Raw genomic sequence first — 17,138 nt, 5'->3', positions numbered from 1 at the left:
GAGTAACATTTTTGCGTAAAACAACACATACTGATATACTTATTACTTTTTTCAATAATTCAAATTTGTTGTTTTAACTATAATTAACAAAAATCCATACATGAAAATTAAACTATTCATAGCGATGTTTTTAGTTTCCTTTTTAGGGAAAAGTCAAGAAATCACTGTTTTCTATAAAGAAAAAAGAAGACCTGCTCAAGTCTCCACTAAACAATCATTTGATAATGATGAGCTTACTAAATTATACAAGGAAAAGTTCGCGGAAATAAAAGAAGCTATTAAATCTGGAGTTAGTAAAGATTCCATCATAAAGATTAGAGAAGAACTAATAAAAGAGGGAAATCGCATTGCGGAGCGTATTAACGAAAGAGAAAAAAGTAAAAGACCGTTAACGATACCCTATTATGATTATATCACCATATTGAAAATAAATCACCAAAAGTCATTGTACTATCCACAAGACAAGGTAAGTAATGATACGGTATCTCATAGTCGCACAAATAAACAAGGTAGAGAATTAGTAGATGAACGGATCAATTATAACGATTCTGAAATTATTTATTTAGATACATCAATTAAAAAAAAGATTAGCTCCTTGAAAGTACATAAGTTTGATTTTAGAGGAAGGAAATTTTTAATAGATGAAGCCTTAGTAATTCAGAAATGGGAACTTACCAAAGAAACTAAGCAAATAGACAAATATTTGTGCTATAAGGCAATCTTATTGAATTCTGATAAAAGGGTAGAAGCTTGGTATACTAATGAGATTAAAGCTCCTTTTGGCCCAAAAGGATATTATGGACTTCCTGGATTGATATTAGAATTGAAAGAGGATAGACAGAGAGTACGATTTGATAAGATTTACCTATTTCCTTCAGAACCAGTTATTGTAAATCCTCCTACCGAAGGAGAAAAAATTACTAGAGAAGAATTGGAAAACCTATCGGCAAAAATATTTAATGAATATTAATTAAACTCGTTCAATAGCGTTTTCTTCCTTATTTTTAAAAGGTCTTACAATTAATCTAGCTGCTTTATCATAGTTAATATAATTATAAGTCCAATTAAAGAAAGTTACGAATCGATTTCTGAACCCTACTAAAAACCAAAGGTGTATAAACATCCAGATAAACCAAGCAAAGAATCCTCCAAATCGGAACTTTCCTAAATCTACTACAGCTTTATTTCTTCCAATGGTAGCCATAGATCCTTTATCAAAATAGGAAAAGGGAATCATAGGTTTGTTTTGTAAAAGACGTTTAAGGTTTTTAACTAAATGACTTCCTTGCTGGATTGCAGGTTGCGCAACCATAGGATGTCCTTTTGGATAGTCTTCAGTCTGCATCAAAGCAATATCCCCAATAGCAAACACATCTTGATAGCCTTCTACTTGATTAAATTCGTTTACCTTATATCGGTTAGCTCTCGGGATTAAAGTATCAGCTTTTAAACCTTCTACAGGAGCACCGGTAACACCAGCAGACCAAATAAAAGTGGCACTTTGTAATGATAAATCGGTGTTGGTAGAAACTACGTTGTTCTCGTAATTTGTCACTTGGGTATTTGTATGAATATGTACTCCCATTTTCTGTAAAAACTTGGTAGCTTTTTCAGAAGCATTTTGACTCATCGGTGGTAACACTCTATCTGCTCCTTCAATAAGGTGAATTTCCATTTCACTAAAATCCATATCTGGATAATCTCTAGGTAGTACATTGAGTTGTAGCTCTGCAATTCCTCCAGCTAGCTCCACACCCGTTGGTCCAGCACCAGCTAAAACAAAACGAAGTAGTTCTTTCCTTTTCTCAGGATCTGTAGTAATCACAGCCTGTTCTAAATTTTCTAGCATTAGACTTCGTAAATTCAATGCTTGTGGTAGGTTCTTCATTCGCATTGAATTTTGTTCTATAGTCTTATTCCCGAAAAAATTAGTTTTTGCTCCAGTTGCAATTACTAAATAATCATAAGTGATATTTCCAATTGCTGTATGTACTTCTTTGTTTTCAGGATCTATAGAGGTAACTTCAGTCATCCGGAAATAGGTGTTCTTTCCTCGTTTTACAATTTTTCTGAGAGGATATGCAATAGAATCTGGTTCTAAAGATGAGGTTGAAACTTGATATAATAAAGGTTGAAATGTGTGATAATTGTGTCTGTCTAATAGCACGAGCTGTACATTTTCTTTTACCATTTTTCTGGCTAAAGCAACTCCTGCAAAACCACCTCCGATAATCACTAATCTTGGCAAATTAGTATAAGGAATGTTCATAAATAAAGTGTTGTTTTGCAAAGATAAACTGATAATGTCATTTAGACTACAGAATATTTATTTTTGTTTACTATATGTAGAAAACACATTGAAAATCAATTGTTAAAATGTTTTTTGTTAAAAAAATATAGTTTTCAAAAATAAATTTTAATTCAGAATGTGTAACGTATTCGTTTTGTTGACTACTTATAAAGTGTAACTAACTGAAGTGAAGAAAGAATTAGAACATAGTTTTGTAACGAATCTTGAGCAAAATCAAAATATTGTGCATAAGGTCTGTAGAATATATACCAATGACCCGGAATCACATAACGATTTGTTTCAGGAAATTACTATCCAATTGTGGAAAGCATATCCAAAATTTAGAGGTGAGTCTAAATTTAGTACCTGGATGTATCGAGTTTCGTTAAATACTGCTATTACTTTATATAGAAAGTCCAAAAGAAGTATTAAAACTTCTGATTTTGACGCGATGGATTTTAAAATCACAGCAGAAGAATATGATGATGGAGTAGAGCAACAGTTAAAACTAATGTATGCAGCGGTAAAACAACTAAATGATATTGAGAAAGCGTTAGTTTTCTTGTATCTGGAAGACAAATCATATAAAGAAATTGCAGAGACTATGGGAATCTCTGAAGTAAATGCAAGAGTAAAAATGAATAGAGTGAAGACGAAGTTGAAAAAAATATTAAACCCATAAGCATGGATGAATTAGAATTATTAAAAAAAGACTGGCAGAACCGAGATGCGGAACTTCCGAAATTATCATATAATGAGATCTACAAGATGATCTTGAAAAAATCATCTTCTATAGTGAAGTGGATATTTTTTATAAGCGTTATAGAGTTCGTACTGTGGTCCTCAATTGATATTATTGTGCGGTTAAGTGGCCAATATGATGAATTAGAAATTCTTGGATTAGAAGGTTTTTCTATAATTACCACCATTTTATCTTATGGAATATTAATTTATTTTATAGTCAGGTTTTACATCAATTATAAAAATATTCAAACGACAGACTCAGCTTCAGTATTAATGAAAAATATTTTGAATACCAGAAAAACTGTAAAGCAGTACGTTTGGATTAATATAGGTTTTTTAGCTTTAACAACCTTGATTGTAATCTTGTATATGGCATTTTATACGGATGCATATACGAATCAGTCTACCGATCAGAATATTCCAATATATTTGATCATAATTACCTCTATACTTGTACTAGGTATTTTTATTGGAATGCTAGCATTATTATACCGATTGGTTTATGGTATGCTGACAAGAAGGCTTAAAAAGAATTATCAAGAACTTAAAAAACTAGAAGTATAAACTAAGATCCCTGATTATTTTCAGGGATTTTTTATTTATTTTCATTAAATGCTGAAGGAAGTAACTGTGGAATAAACTTTACCAGTAGTGGTAGCAAAAGGCTGCCTCCAGGCAAAATAAAAATAGCTAGGGATGGAATAGTTTTACACACATCCAATAACTGTTGTTTCATTTGTTGTTTTTCTTCTTTCGAAAGATCTCTAATCGCTGATTGTCCCAATAAAATCATTAAATCTTTGCTTTCCGAGATTTCTTTAATTAGTCGTTTTTTATTTCTAAGAATTAGGATACTAACTGTTCTTGATGTTTGTTTATAGAAATGATGCGCTGGGTTGGAGTAATTGAAAAAAGAAATCTCGTCCTTATGTTCGTTTACAAATGATTGCACCGAATGTAAAGATTCTCGAACCCATTTAGTAGGTAATACCAGTTCAGCTCCTAATGCGCGCATAAAGTCTAGTTCTCCAATATCTATTTCATCATCATTCCAAACTGCCAAACTAGTAAGATCAAGAATATATCTTTTTTCTATTTCATCTGTATAAGTATCTAAACTAATTTGGTCAAAGCTGGCATCCTCATCAGTACTTACCTTGGTATATCTTACAGAAGAAGCAAAAAGTTTCACTAATAATTCATAATAGTCATCCTTCTGTATTTTCGAATTTAATGCAAGAAATACAATATTCGTTAGTGTTTCTTCTAGAGATGCCGCATATTCAATTGGATTGATATCATGGATTAAAAAATGTTCAAATGCCAACACATCAATAAATAATAATGCATTTGTAAGTAGGTGACTAAAATTCTTTTTGAAAATAGATTCATTCGTTTGAATACGGGTATTAATAATCTTTTCCAGTTTTTCACTTTTGTTTGAAGTCAAAGCGTTGATAAAAGAAAAGAATGATTTTTTAGTATCCAGGTATTCATAAAATTCAATCAATGCATTGATACAATCCTTGGTATTACCATTATCAATAGTTTCATAATACGTAATTACCAATGCTGTAAAAAGATTAATTTTCGTTTTTTCTTCTTCGGAATAAGTGATTTCCGAGTCTAGTGATATTGCTAATGCTACCGAAGTACCATAAATAAAACCAGCCTGTCTAAGCTGAGGATATAATTCGTCCAGGGACAATACAGGAAGAGAATCTAGGTCAAAATCTCTTAAAAACTTATCTATCCAACCAGAAGTTGATGGGTTCATGAGTCTATTGGTTTATCACAAAGTTAAATTTATTTTTCTTCTAATGATATACTGATAAGATTAGTATAAGCAAATTTAATACTTAACTAATTTTTAACATTTTCAGCAAAACCGTCTTCTCTTTCTTCTCGTAAGTAAAAGCGTAAACATTTAAAATTAAATAAAAATGAACAAGATTAGAAAAACAAATTTATGTATCCTTGGTGGTCTTTTGAGCTTAGGGATTGTATTTATGGCAGCAGATCATATTGATGCGCCAGCAGTTGTGGGGAGCACGGCTGATATTWCAGATCTTTATGCTTTTGAAGGAGCAAATCCTGACAACACTGTATTCGTAGCAAATGTTCAGGGATTATTAGCACCAGGAAGCTCTGCAAGTTTTGATGAAAATGTATTAGTAGAGATCAATATCGATAATGATGGAGATCTTGTTGAAGATTTAGTGATTCAAGCAATACCAAGAGATGGAACTATGTACTTCTTTGGTCCTTATCAGCCCGCTCAAACTGGTTTGAACAGTACTATAGATGAGGACACACAGTATTTAGGACAAGTTGCAATTAGTACAGGATCAAACGCTACGACATCTACCGAAAATGGAATTTCATATTTTGCTGGGTTAAGAGAAGATCCCTTCTTCTTTGATTCCAATCAGTTTAATGCGATTATAGGTGGAATGGCACCTGGAGGATTTAATAATCCAGGAAATGATGATTTTGATGGGACTAATGTATTGTCCATTGTAGTAGAAGTTCCTAATTCTTTATTAGGAGGAACATTCAGCCATCCCGCAGGAACAGGTGTAGAAGTATTTAATACTTGGGCAGAAGCTAAAAGAAAACAATAATCAAAAAAATTTAATAAAATATAATTATGAAACTTAATAATTTAAAAAATATATCGGCAATATTAATGTTAACGCTTGGATTTGCCAGTTGTAGTAGTGATGATGATGCTATAGTAGTTAATCCTCCAGTAGTGGTAGATTTTTCAGGAACATTTTCTCAGGAAGATCAAATGGGACGTCCAGGAATTAATACGGTTTTTAGTGCTACACCAGATATTGAAAATAGCTTTAATGTTACGATTCCTTCTCAGCAAGGTAACGCTTTCCAGTCTTTATTTGAAACACAATTAGCAAACTTATACGGAGCGTTCGGTGTCACTTATGAAAATAATATTCTAGGTTTAGATATTACAACACTAACAACGGTTTTGGCATCAGATGTTCTACAAGTAGCACCAGATGCACCTACTACATATTTTGATGGAACTAATGTACTAACAGGTAGAACTTTGACCGATGATGTAATAGATGTTTCATTAATATTACTTTTTGGAGGTCAAAACGGAGATCGATTTAATGGTCAGGATTTAGATAATGATGGTACTCCAGATTTACCAATTTTAGTTACCGATGGAGTTAGCAATGCTGGAGAAACACCGTCTAATTCTTTTCCATATTTAGAAGCACCTCACGGTTCTTAAGATAAAACACATCAACACAATTTACTGTCAAACTGAGTCTGTCTTTTAACACTAAAAGTTAGCCCTCAAATGACTTTGCATACCCAAAGGTGACGTGTAAAGTAGACTCAGGATGACAAGTGATATCAAAAAAACAAAATCAAAAAACAAGTGACATGAAAATTCTAATAAATACAATAGGTATCCTATTAAGTTTATGTATGCTATCCTGTAATGATAAAGATCAACTTATTACAAACTCAGATGAGTATACACGGTATCTAACTGTAAAGCAAAATCAAACCCATAATGAAATTAATTCACAGCTTGAGTTTTGGAATCAAAGAATAAAAAAGGATAGTTTGCAACTTACGGCATTGGCACCGGTAGCTTCTTTGTATTCTCAGCTTTTTGAATCTACTGGAGAAATTGAATATCTAAAATTAGCAGAAAAAGTGCTAACTAAATCTGCTGCTATTGCCACAGTAGGAAAGTCAAAGTATCTTTTAGCGCTTGCTCATAATTATATTTCTCAACATCGTTTTATAGAAGCTAAGGAAGCTGCGATGGGGGCATATTTATTGAAAACAAATACGAAAGCTACAGAAATGGTACTCTTTGATGTATCTATGGAATTGGGAGAGTATGAAAATGCTCAGAAATATCTAGAAAGATTTGCAAATCAAAACGATTATAACTTCTTAATTCGCTTAGCAAAATGGAATGACTTTAAAGGAAACTTAGATGCAACCATAAGAAATATGGAGAAAGCATTACAAATAGCAAAAAGCAGTAAAAATGAAAACTTATTATTATGGTCATATACAAATTTAGCCGATTATTATGGTCATGCCAGACGAATTAAGGAATCATATGAGCACTATCTGAATGCTTTAGAAATAGAACCAACTAATGCTTATGCAAAAAAAGGAATCGCCTGGATAGTATACTCTTATGAAAATAAACCAGAAGAAGCTTTGAAAATTTTGAATGCAATTACTGCCAATCATCAAAGTCCAGATTATTTTCTTTTGAAAGCTGAAATTGCAGAATATCAAAAAGATAACATTGCTAAAAAGATTAACCTGATAAAGTACATTAATAGTGTTAAAGATGAACGATATGGAGGTATGTATAATACCCATACAGCTTTACTATTAGCAGAAGAATATGAAGCATTCGATAAGGCTCTTATGATTGCAGATGAGGAAATAGAAAATCGTCCTACTCCACAATCATATGATTTAAAAGCATATATACTTAACCTAAAAGGAGAACATAAAAGAGCACTAGAAATTGCTGAAAAATATATAATAGATAAAACTTTCGAACCAGTTGCAAATCTTCATATTGCGCAGATTTATAAAGCAAATAATTTGTCAGAAAAAGCAGATCCGATTATCAAAGAACTAATCGAAAGTAGTTATGAATTAGGTCCAGTTGTATCACAGGAAATACCTACCCTATAAACAATCTAAAGGTCTAAACAATATACCATGAAAAATATTCTAGTAATACTTTCACTGATATTCGGTGTATGTAGTTATGCCCAAAATCAAACCCTGAAAGGAAAGGTTGTCGATATGTTAGATACTCCTCTTTCAGAGGTATACATCTATAGTAATGAAACCGAAAATCATACACATACATTAGAAAACGGAATCTTTACGATTGCAAATGTACGGGTAGGTGATACACTAACCATCCGATTATTAGGTTTCGAAACTAAGAATGTCATTTTGAAAAAAACAGACATAGAAAACGGTATTAAAATAGAATTAGAAAATAAAATCTTCCAGTTGGATGAGTTGATTTTAAAACAAGAAATTAATCCACTACAATTGATCAATAAATTAGACATGAAAATCAATCCTGTAAACTCTTCTCAGGAGTTATTGCAGAAAGTCCCCGGTTTGTTTATTGGTCAACATGCAGGAGGAGGAAAAGCGGAGCAGATTTTTCTAAGAGGTTTTGATGTGGATCATGGAACTGATGTTTCAATTTCGGTAGATGGTATACCAGTTAATATGGTATCACATGCACATGGACAAGGATATTCAGATTTACATTTTATTATTCCAGAAACAATACATAACATCCGTTTTGGGAAAGGTTCATATACTGCTGATCAAGGAAATTTTAATACTGCAGGTTATGTGGCATTTAATACTAAAGAAAGTTTTGAAAATAATCAAATTAAAGTAGAAGCAGGAAAATTCAATACTTTAAGAACAGTAGGGTTATTTAATTTCTTAGAAGCTTCTCCTAAGGAAAAAGGAATCGTAGCAGTAGAGTATTTAGAAAGCGATGGTCCATTTAATTCTCCTCAGAATTTTAATAGGATCAATCTTGTGGGAAAATATACTACTCAGCTACGAGATACAGATAAGATTTCTCTTTCTGCATCTCATTTTACAAGCAGATGGGATGCCTCTGGACAAATACCAAATAGGGCAGTAACTCAAGGATTAATTTCGAGATTTGGAGCTATAGATGATACAGAAGGAGGTAATACATCAAGAACTAATTTTAATTTCATTTATGATAAGTTTATTGGAGACAATAGCTCTTTTAGAACGAATGTATTTTATTCATTATATGATTTTGAACTATACTCTAATTTTACATTCTTCTTAAATGATCCAGTTAATGGAGATCAAATTAGACAAAAAGAACAAAGAAATTTGTTTGGTTTTAATAGTGTTTTTAGTTCTAAAAAATATTGGAATGAAGTAGAAGTAGAATTTCATGGTGGAATAGGCCTTAGAAATGATGCTGTAAAAGGGAATGAATTATCTCGAACTGTAAATCGAAATGAAACTTTAGAAAATATAAGTTTAGGGAATGTAAATGAAACAAATGCATATGCGTTTGGGGATGCAACAGTTGACTTTGGGAAATTCAGAATAACACCAGCAATACGCTTAGACTATTTTAAATATGTGTATGAAGATGCACTGTTAACACCATTTCAAATACAGTCACAAACCAAAGCTATCGTTTCACCTAAACTAAGTATTGAATATGATCCAACTGATAATTTACAGCTTTTTGCTAAGTCTGGAATAGGATTTCATAGCAATGATACCAGAGTAGTAGTAGCCCAAAATGGAGAAGATATCTTACCGAAATCGTATGGAATAGATGTTGGATTTAATTGGAAACCTTTTTCAAAAATGTTTTTAAATACAACATTATGGTATTTAGGTTTAGAACAAGAGTTTGTTTATGTTGGAGATGAAGGAATAGTAGAACCAAGTGGAAAAACAAGAAGATTCGGAGTTGATTTTAGTGGTAGATATCAATTAAATGATTGGTTGTTTCTAGACACAGATTTTACATATACAAGTGCTAGAAGTATTGAGGCTCTTGATGGGGAAGATTATATTCCCTTAGCACCAAAGATTACTGCTACAGGAGGAGTTAGTATAGAGAATTTTAATAATTTCTCAGGAAGTCTTCGATATCGATATTTAGGAGATCGAGCAGCTAACGAGGATAATAGTATTGTAGCCGAAGGATATACAGTAATCGATATGTCATTGAATTATCGATGGAAGCAGTTTGACTTCTCGATTAGTGTGGAAAATTTATTGGATACAGAATGGAATGAAACCCAATTTGCTACAGAATCTAGATTGGCAAACGAAACCGAATCAGTAGAAGAGATTCATTTTACACCAGGAACACCATTTTTTGCGAAAGCCGGTATAACCTATAGATTCTAAAAAATAATTATGATAAAGAAAAATTAATACTTATGTGAGTTAGTTGGTTTTGTTTTTTGATGTTGTTAGAAAGAGCTTGTTTGTATAATCACGAACAGGCTTTTTCTTATAGCTAAAATTAAGAACTGTGTTTCACCGAAAACTGGGGTTTAAAAAAAGCACCAATTCTATATCTTTGATTAATTTCCATAATGTACAATCGATGCCTAGTTCTAAAAGTCTTTTATCTAGTTTTATTTTTATTAGTATCCTATTCCTTTCTTGTAACTCTTCTAAAACTCCTAAAGAAGAAGATACCAGACCCTATTTTGAAGGGGAAATTAAATTGTCAGAGACAAGAGGATTGTACGGAGCTTTAACTAAAGTGCATACCACCTATTATATTTCTGAAAATAAAATAAAAAGAGAACAAAAATGGGGAGGTGTGTATAGTGTTCTTGATAATTATGCAGGAATTATTATTGATCTTGAAAAAGATAGTGTGACAATGTACTATGCAGATAAATTTAGTAATGTTAGAAATAAACATACATTAAGTATTGAAAAGTATAAATCTTATCTAGTAACTAAAACCATTCCCAATGGTATTCCATCTCCCGTAGATCATACTTTTGAACTATTACCGGAGTATAAACTAATTCATCAAGTTAAAGATTCTACCGTTATTCAAAGTTTTACTTCAGACTTTACAAGGTATCACGATGATTCAGATTTTTTAAATCAGGATGTTTTTGATTCTAAAGACATCAAAGTGAAGAGAGAGCTTTTAGAAATGATTTTTATGAACCTACCAGAAGAAATTAATTTTCCTCTTAAATCTGAATCTAAACTTACGTTTTCTGAGATTAGTAATGATTCTATTATAAAGGGAAAACAAACCAAGGCTTTAGATCAATTTGCTAGAAAATTATTACGGAAAAAAGACTCAACCATAAAAAAGGAAAGCGATCTAGAAAAGCTTGCTAAAAATAAATGGTTGAATTTCGGACTTCAAATATTAAAAAAAGGCGTAGATCTCAATATTCATGTAACAACAGAGGTTTCTGAGTTCTCGGTAAGAGCACTTTTAGATGTGGATGTATCAATGCCTTCTGGAGATTTTGTTGATGTTTTAGATTTTGACGATTTTATAAATGATCTTCCCACAGGTGGTGGTGGAGATTTTGATGATTAAAAAACCCCTATCAAGATGTTATATTTGATAAGGGCATTTATTTTTTTATTGATATTTTGATTTATGGAGTTTTTGCCTCTTCTTCAGGGACTAATCCTGCCATTATTTCTTTATACACATGGCTCAAATCTACAGGTAGTAAACCTGGTGTTTGCCCGTTTGAATGACAAGAAAAGCAACTACCATATTGAGAATACGTAGCTCCATTTTGTGCATAGGTTTCCATAGTGCTATTTGCTAATTGGCTAGTTCCGATAGCAACACCAGGCGCAGTTAACGTATCTTTAACCGAATAACTTTTTCCGGTTGGTGCAGCACCGTTATCTGTCCAAGTAGCTCCAATGAAAATATAGTTCTTTCGTAAATCATTTGGTGCTAATTGGCTTAAAACACTATTATTAGTGGATATAATCTGACTATTAGAAGCTGCAACCGTTGCGTTCTCGGGATTTGGTACTCCAGAATTTGCTACTCCCCAAGGTTTAGTCATTTTGGTATTGCTAGCGGTTATGGTTTGGGTAGGGCTTGTTTTGGTGTTCGCTACGATATTTCCATTTTCATATTTCATATGTGATTTATTATATACATTGCTTGCACTATCATTGTTTAACAACCAATCATTTCCAGTATCAGCGTTTACTGTCTTTTCTTGCTTAGAAGTATCCAAATATGCGTAAGATAAATTAGGAGTGTTATTTACATGTTCAAAAGTTGCCCATACCATTTCAGGATGTCCAGCAGTACTACCAACAATATGTACGCCTACTAATGCTAGCTTTGATGTTTTGGATCCTTTTGGTGTCCATAAGGTATCTGTTTTTGTATAGGTAGGAATGATGGCATCCATAGTAATATAGTCATCGACATTGGTTAATCCATCTGTTTCTATCCAAGAAGTTTTAATTTCTATAGCTAAGGTTTCTGGATCTTTTAATGGTTGGCCAATACTATCTGCAAATTTTTCAATTTCATTAAGTTGAGATTGAGTTGTAGGGAATTCATTATCACTAAATTGTTTGGTTTTAGCACCAAGCACAAATTTTGCGTATACATCATTCACCATAGTAATATAGTATAAGAGAGAGCCATTTTTTTGAGCAATTAATACATCATCGGTTGCTTGCCCTTCTTCAGAGTCAATCATTGGATCGGTTTTTTGTGTATTTGCAACAGCAGTTATTAATTGTCCTGGTGCATGAGGGATTAATTTTCTTTCTTTAGTATTATTAACAATTTCAATGGGAGAAACTGTGTAGAAAGAGGGGGAGGCGATTACTGTTCCACTACTATAATCTCCTTCTTTAATTGGAGAAGTCATCCAAAGAAACATTTGTTCTGACCATTTGTAGAAATCACAGTTATTCTGATGAGTAAAAGTTACACTATTTGCAGGTGTTACAATACCATTCTCTGTTACACTTTTAGACTTGAACCATGAACTGAAATCAGTTGATCCTACCGTACAAGATTTTAAAACGTCTGCTGGAAGTTTTGTATTCATAGGCATTACTTCGGCCAACTGTGTCTCTGAATCTTCTATTGCGGAGTCAGTTATATATTCTTTTTTGCTTTTTTGATTACAAGAAATAATAGTTATCGCTAGGATAATAAGTATTCCTAATACATTAATAGATGATTTTTTCATATGTTAGTTATTTAGTTAATTTTAGGTAGACAAGTTTTCAAAAAAACAGATCTAATTAGACTAAAATTACCCCAAAAAAATCATTAAAAAGCACCGTATTTATACGTGATTTTTAGAATGACTATGATGAAAAAAAGACAACATTTTTCTTTAGATGTTGTGCATTAAAATTAGAAGTTGTTACGATTGGATAGGATACTTTTTTAGTTACGTTAAGAAGCAACAGTACCCAAAGTATATAATTGTTCTAATGTAGGAGATTCACTTCCACCTTCTGGCTCTAATGTGATACCAAAGGCTTCGGATTCGTTCGTGTTTTTTAAAGAAAATATTTTGGTTTCATCTTCTGTAAATTTGTCTAGAATACCAAGACTAGTTGGAGTAAGTGGATCAAGTTGTAAAGACCATACCTGATATACCTTTCCTGGCGGCGGAGTTGGTAACCCTGCAACATCAATATAAGCAGTTTGTTTTTCTTTATCCCAATACACTGCAGCATAAGCACTAGGATCAACTTTTTGAGCTTCTAACGGAATTTGAAGTATGTCTTTATCTCGAAGAACACTTAATAATGATTTAGCGTTAGATAAATCATTTTCAATCACATTAAGTTTTCCTTCTAATAAGTTTTGCTCTATCTGAGATTCTACAACTTGTTGTCGTAATTCTTTATTCTTAGTAAACTGAATAAATAATCCAATTAATAACGCAATAGACGCAGCCCAACCAATATAGGAAGTCCATTTGGTTCGTTTCGTATGTATAGGAATGGTTTTTACTTCAATATCTCCAGAACTTAATTTATCCTTTATTGAATTGAATACACTTTCTGGATTATAAGGTGCAGTGGAAGCGGATAGTTGTAGGAGTGATTTTTCAATCGCTCTTACTTCTTCCTCAATTTCAGGATATTCTTTTAAAACTTGATATACTTCTGCATTCTCTTTTTCCGAGAGTGCTCCATACACATAAAGCTCTAATATTCCAGATGATATGTATTTTTCAATATCCATAATTATTCTGCTAAGACCTCTCTTAATTTATTAATACAAATTCTGTTCCGAGTTTTAATTGTTCCAATAGGAATTTGTAATTCTTCTGAAGCCTCTTTTTGCGTGTATCCCTTAAAAAATAGTAAGTCAATCACTTTTTTACAAATCGGTTCTAGTATTTCTATATACTTTTTAATACCAATTGCATCCATTTTACTGGAAAAACTACTTTTTTGTTCTAATATATCTACGAAATTATCCGAGGTTTGGTTTTGTTTGGAATTTTTAAAAGCAGTAGATCTTGTTTTATCAATAGCTGCATTTCTTGCAATATTTAGTATCCAGGTAAAAAAGCGTCCTTTTTTTGGGGAGTAGGAGTCCGCATTATTCCATATTTTTATGAATACATCTTGTAACACTTCTTCTGCAAGTGTTTCATCTTTTAGGATATTATAGATAATACCAAATACGTTTTCAGAATACATCTCATAAATGCGCTGAAAGGCCTTTTCATTTTTTTGTTGTAATTGAAAAATTAATTCTTCAGGCTGCATATAGATGGTTTCGCGTTTTACGAATGTACTGCTTTTCTATAAAAAAGAAAAGGGCATAATAGATAGTTCTAAAATGCCCTTTTGTATATGTTTCTTATATGATAATTATTGAATTACTCCTCCACAGCTTATCATATTTATGGTAGCTTTTGATCTTTCTGATGATAAATCATTTGTTCCTTGATGTACAATAATTATTTTTCCTATGATGTTTTTATCCTTATATCTACATCCCATGCACCATTCGTTGGTCGCGAATGTGATTGCACCTTTTCCGTCAGAATTAGCTTTAAAATTACCTACATCACCTTTTAAATATCYTTCTACAGTCTTCCATTTTTCGTATGATTCAATCGTTGGATACCAATCATTACTAGTAGCAGAACTGTCCTCTGAAGAATTATCATCTTTTTCATAAATATTAATAGAATACGTTCCTTCCGGTAATCCCTCTATATGGGCTACCATAGTTACTAATCCGCTTTCTTCCGTAAAAGTTACACTTCCAGAAGCTTTACTTTCATTTTTTGAAATTAATGAAATCGCTAATGTTTTGGATTCTTTAATTTCCTCTTTTTCGTCGATAGTCTCTTTTGAAATTTCTTCATTTACCTTTTTTTCATATTCCTTTCCTGCATTCTTATCTCCTTTGCAGCTGACAATGGTAATAGATAGAAAAATAAGTACTATCGCATAAATAGTTCTCATAATTTCAGGGTTTGTTACGTTAAGATATTCCCAATATAACGTTGTTTTCTCTGATTGCAAAGGATTTAAGAGGTTTTTAAATCTTATTATATCTGGATTGTGCTTAATTGTGTGATACTAATTCCGGTATTATTATCAGCGTTTAATCTATATTGATATAGTCCAGTTTCACCAATAGCAATCAGTAAATCCCCTGAAATAATTACATCGAATGCTTTTTTGTTTACAGAAGTAACCAGATTGGATTCTGTAGGATTGGAAACATCGAAAACTTTGATTTCATCATCACAAACAATTAGAAAATCCCCATATAATCCTAGACCTCTTGGAAAAGAAAGATTTCTGGAGCTTACTAAAACAGGTTCTGTAATTGTTGTGATATCGTATATTTCTAATAAATTTATACTATTACCACAGAATGTATCTGAATGTAGGGTTACATAGGCATGTGTATCATTAGCAATAACAGGGTCACAAGCTGTAAAATGTTCTACTTCTGATAATTTTTGAGGAAACTCAGGATTGGTTAACCCATAAATAAACATACCATTTCTAGAACCTATATATAGGTAATCTTTATAATTAAAAAGCGTTTCGATATCAAATCCAATAGGAATTGTGTTTACTTGTACTGGATCTTTAATATCAGTTATATTAAACACAGTTAAATCTGTATTATCCACTGTATATAGGTAGTCACCTACTAGGGTAAAGGTAGCTAAAGAACCTCCTTGACCATCAGAATCGGAAGGGACTGAATCATTTGAGGAATCAGAATCACAATTAAATATTATAAATGAAGTGAGAATCATATAAATGTATTTTTTCATGGTATTTTTTTAATTGATTAGTGTCCAACCTACTACTACATTATTTTCCGGAATATCAAATGGTAAAAAACCATCTGGAGATCGAATTTCAGGAAATACATTAACCACTCTTTTGGTTAGCGTAATACCGTTTGCATCGTCATATTCAACAGCTATTAGATCAGTAGCTTGATTGATATAAATCATATTATCTCTAATGGCAAGATCTGTAGATCCAGAAGCGTCTAAAAATTTAATAGGAATAGGAGATGCTGGATCACTATTGTCATATATATGAAATCCTTTATGTACTTCATTTATAAAAAGAAGATTATCCTTAATATAGATTTTTCCCGAAGTAGTAATTGTAATAGGATCTTTTAAAGCAACTGAATTCTCAAAATCAGTACGGTCTAATAAAATAGGTTCATATTGAGATCCAGATTCTATAATAAAATCATCGTCATTGCAATCCGCTAAAAAGGGACAACAGCTTTGCAGAAAAATTAGGAAGAGACCTAATAGAAGTGTTTTTGTTTTTTTCATCTTTTGATTGTTTGATTAAAAGATGAAATGATTTTAAAAAGGTTGCGTTACCTATTTTCAGCAAGCCTTATTATTTACATATAAGATGCCTACTGTTGTTATTTCCTTTTTAATTTTTTTATGTTGCCTTCAAATGGCGAAATAAGGATTTCAGAAGAATTTTCTAAAACATAAAATATGTATAAACTGTTTTGGCCAATGACTTTAATATCTAATGTTTCATTATCTACAAATGTAACAGTATGGTCAGCTTTGTACGTTTTATTTTTAATTTTATCTCTAGTTTTTGCACCTCCACCTAACGCATAACCGATGTAAAAGCTAAATAAAATAATTGCAGGAAAAATGGATTTCATACCTTTTAATTGCAATAAGCGTTTATGGTATTTTTCTTCTCCTATTTTTGCAATTAATTGCTCCTTTCTCTTTAAAGAATTCTTACTCGAAAAGTAAAGAATGAGATAAACGATTATGGTAAAACCGATAATGGCAAGTGGAACAACAATACCTTTGGTAAATATAATCACAGGACTTAATAAAATATCAGAAATATTAGAATAACTAATAATATTAATACCTATTAATCCATAATATATGGAATAGCTTACGACCCCTAAAACCAATAAAAAAACATATCCAATTGATAAATACTCCTGTATGCTGCCACCAAAATGGATACCTTTAGTGTGATTGTTCTCCGGCAT

At 31.9% G+C, this 17,138-nt stretch carries 17 protein-coding genes; 8 read left to right on the top strand and 9 right to left on the bottom strand.

Annotated features, from left to right (window positions below):
• The first annotated feature begins 100 nt into the window (after nucleotides 1-100).
• Nucleotides 101-970 carry a GLPGLI family protein gene (locus GBO31_RS10545; RefSeq protein ID WP_219008305.1) on the top strand — a complete coding sequence of 290 codons (870 nt, stop codon included), beginning with the start codon at nucleotides 101-103 and terminating at the stop codon, nucleotides 968-970.
• Here GBO31_RS10545 and GBO31_RS10540 read toward each other — a convergent pair whose 3' ends face one another.
• Nucleotides 971-2,269, bottom strand: coding sequence for an NAD(P)/FAD-dependent oxidoreductase (locus GBO31_RS10540; protein ID WP_219008304.1), 1,299 nt, complete (start codon nucleotides 2,267-2,269; stop codon nucleotides 971-973). It abuts the gene before it with no gap.
• 208 nt (nucleotides 2,270-2,477) lie between these two features.
• Between GBO31_RS10540 and GBO31_RS10535 the strand changes: the two genes are divergently transcribed.
• Nucleotides 2,478-2,972, top strand: a complete 495-nt coding sequence (locus GBO31_RS10535; protein ID WP_219008303.1) for an RNA polymerase sigma factor — start codon at nucleotides 2,478-2,480, stop codon at nucleotides 2,970-2,972.
• Nucleotides 2,973-2,974: 2 nt separating this feature from the next.
• Nucleotides 2,975-3,598 carry a hypothetical protein gene (locus GBO31_RS10530; RefSeq protein WP_219008302.1) on the top strand — a complete coding sequence of 208 codons (624 nt, stop codon included), beginning with the start codon at nucleotides 2,975-2,977 and terminating at the stop codon, nucleotides 3,596-3,598.
• A gap of 31 nt (nucleotides 3,599-3,629) precedes the next feature.
• Here GBO31_RS10530 and GBO31_RS10525 read toward each other — a convergent pair whose 3' ends face one another.
• Nucleotides 3,630-4,811, bottom strand: coding sequence for an LETM1-related biofilm-associated protein (locus GBO31_RS10525; protein WP_219008301.1), 1,182 nt, complete (start codon nucleotides 4,809-4,811; stop codon nucleotides 3,630-3,632).
• 166 nt (nucleotides 4,812-4,977) lie between these two features.
• On the opposite strand from GBO31_RS10525, the gene GBO31_RS27190 reads away from it, so the two are divergent.
• From GBO31_RS27190 to GBO31_RS10500, 5 genes are all read left to right on the top strand, one after another.
• A complete protein-coding gene (locus GBO31_RS27190; protein WP_281422463.1) occupies nucleotides 4,978-5,658 on the top strand; it encodes a DUF4331 family protein in 681 nt (226 codons plus the stop codon).
• A gap of 26 nt (nucleotides 5,659-5,684) precedes the next feature.
• Nucleotides 5,685-6,299, top strand: a complete 615-nt coding sequence (locus GBO31_RS27185) for a DUF4331 family protein (RefSeq protein ID WP_219008300.1) — start codon at nucleotides 5,685-5,687, stop codon at nucleotides 6,297-6,299.
• Between the two features lie 155 nt (nucleotides 6,300-6,454).
• A complete protein-coding gene (locus GBO31_RS10510; RefSeq protein ID WP_219008299.1) occupies nucleotides 6,455-7,747 on the top strand; it encodes a tetratricopeptide repeat protein in 1,293 nt (430 codons plus the stop codon).
• A gap of 27 nt (nucleotides 7,748-7,774) precedes the next feature.
• Entirely contained in the window at nucleotides 7,775-10,006 is a 2,232-nt protein-coding gene (locus tag GBO31_RS10505; protein ID WP_219008298.1) for a TonB-dependent receptor, read from the top strand.
• 202 nt (nucleotides 10,007-10,208) lie between these two features.
• Entirely contained in the window at nucleotides 10,209-11,180 is a 972-nt protein-coding gene (locus tag GBO31_RS10500; RefSeq protein WP_219008297.1) for a hypothetical protein, read from the top strand.
• 61 nt (nucleotides 11,181-11,241) lie between these two features.
• On the opposite strand, the gene GBO31_RS10495 is transcribed toward GBO31_RS10500, so the two are convergent.
• The 7 genes from GBO31_RS10495 to GBO31_RS10465 all read right to left on the bottom strand — a co-directional run bounded on the left by GBO31_RS10495 (nucleotide 11,242) and on the right by GBO31_RS10465 (nucleotide 17,138).
• On the bottom strand, nucleotides 11,242-12,825 hold the full coding sequence (locus GBO31_RS10495) for a hypothetical protein (protein WP_219008296.1): 1,584 nt from the start codon (nucleotides 12,823-12,825) through the stop codon (nucleotides 11,242-11,244).
• A gap of 212 nt (nucleotides 12,826-13,037) precedes the next feature.
• A complete protein-coding gene (locus GBO31_RS10490) occupies nucleotides 13,038-13,838 on the bottom strand; it encodes an anti-sigma factor (protein ID WP_219008295.1) in 801 nt (266 codons plus the stop codon).
• A gap of 2 nt (nucleotides 13,839-13,840) precedes the next feature.
• Nucleotides 13,841-14,371: an RNA polymerase sigma factor gene (locus tag GBO31_RS10485; protein WP_219008294.1), complete on the bottom strand. Its 531-nt coding sequence runs from the start codon at nucleotides 14,369-14,371 to the stop codon at nucleotides 13,841-13,843.
• A 105-nt stretch (nucleotides 14,372-14,476) separates the two neighbouring features.
• Nucleotides 14,477-15,079 (bottom strand): superoxide dismutase family protein, encoded by a 603-nt coding sequence (locus tag GBO31_RS10480; RefSeq protein WP_219008293.1) that lies wholly within the window; start codon nucleotides 15,077-15,079, stop codon nucleotides 14,477-14,479.
• Nucleotides 15,080-15,165: 86 nt separating this feature from the next.
• Entirely contained in the window at nucleotides 15,166-15,909 is a 744-nt protein-coding gene (locus GBO31_RS10475; RefSeq protein ID WP_219008292.1) for an LVIVD repeat-containing protein, read from the bottom strand.
• Between the two features lie 9 nt (nucleotides 15,910-15,918).
• The gene (locus GBO31_RS10470; RefSeq protein ID WP_219008291.1) at nucleotides 15,919-16,434 is read right to left on the bottom strand and encodes a hypothetical protein; all 516 of its coding nucleotides are present in this window, start codon (nucleotides 16,432-16,434) and stop codon (nucleotides 15,919-15,921) included.
• Between the two features lie 98 nt (nucleotides 16,435-16,532).
• On the bottom strand, nucleotides 16,533-17,138 hold the full coding sequence (locus GBO31_RS10465) for a hypothetical protein (RefSeq protein WP_219008290.1): 606 nt from the start codon (nucleotides 17,136-17,138) through the stop codon (nucleotides 16,533-16,535).

The organism is Aquimarina litoralis (genome assembly GCF_019295435.1).
Classification (GTDB): domain Bacteria; phylum Bacteroidota; class Bacteroidia; order Flavobacteriales; family Flavobacteriaceae; genus Aquimarina; species Aquimarina litoralis_A.
This window is presented reverse-complemented; position numbering and strand designations above follow the sequence as displayed.